The organism is Bradyrhizobium sp. ISRA442 (assembly GCF_038085055.1).
In the GTDB taxonomy this organism is placed as follows: Bacteria; Pseudomonadota; Alphaproteobacteria; order Rhizobiales; family Xanthobacteraceae; genus Bradyrhizobium.
The window spans coordinates 1-852 of sequence record NZ_JALGCN010000071.1 but is presented as its reverse complement, the minus strand read 5'-3'; the positions used below and the strand labels follow the sequence as shown (position 1 = coordinate 852).

The window sequence follows — 852 nt, the reverse complement described above, 5'->3', positions numbered from 1 at the left end:
ACTTATCCGAGCACACCAGCGCTGCGGGAATTTTGGCGACAGGATTGATGGGCCTGCTTCGCTGGGACATTGCGTGCGACGTCGAAGAGGAGCCCGAGAAGTGGCGGCAGCATCGGGCGACGTTGGAGGCCCATCTTCCATTTCGGGATCTCATCTACCGCACCGTGAATCGGACAGGATCTCCGATCTATGTCCGCACGAGTGGCAAGCCTTTTTTCGATGGAAAGGGCAATTTTCTCGGCTACCGTGGCGTCAGCACTGACATCACCGCTACCATTCGCGCCGATCAAGCCGAACAAGAGCTACGAAAGGCACAAGCGGAGCTTACGCATGTAACGCGTGTAACGACTTTAGGAGAGCTGACAACTTCCATCGCCCACGAAATAAACCAGCCACTCGCCGCTATTATCAGCAACGCCGATGCGTGCCTCGGTTGGATGGGGCGGGAAGCTCCTAATCTTTCCGCTGCGCGCTCTTCGGTGGAGTGGATCATCGAAGACGCAATCCGGGCAAGCGAGGTGATCCGTCGTATTCGCACGCTCGCGAAGAAGGGCGAGATTGAGATGGTGCCGCTCGATATCAATGAGGTCGTTAAGGAGGTCATTGCGCTGGTAACACGAGAGCTGGTGAGCCACCGAGTGACGTTACGAACCGAGTTGACGGCAGGGCTGCCTAGGATCCTCGGCGATCGGATTCAGCTACAACAGGTGATCATCAATCTGGTGATGAACGGAATCGAAGCCATGGAGGCAGTTACCGATCGGACGCGCGAACTGCTGATTCAATCATCAAAGGACGACGTGGGGCACATCCAGCTTGCCGTGACCGACTGCGGCGTCGGCATCGCCGAGG

At 57.2% G+C, this 852-nt stretch carries 1 protein-coding gene; it reads left to right on the top strand.

Features of this window, described 5'->3' with window-relative positions:
* Window positions 1-852: histidine kinase dimerization/phospho-acceptor domain-containing protein (locus MTR72_RS40235; protein WP_341512353.1), on the top strand; the 852-nt coding region annotated here is incomplete at both ends.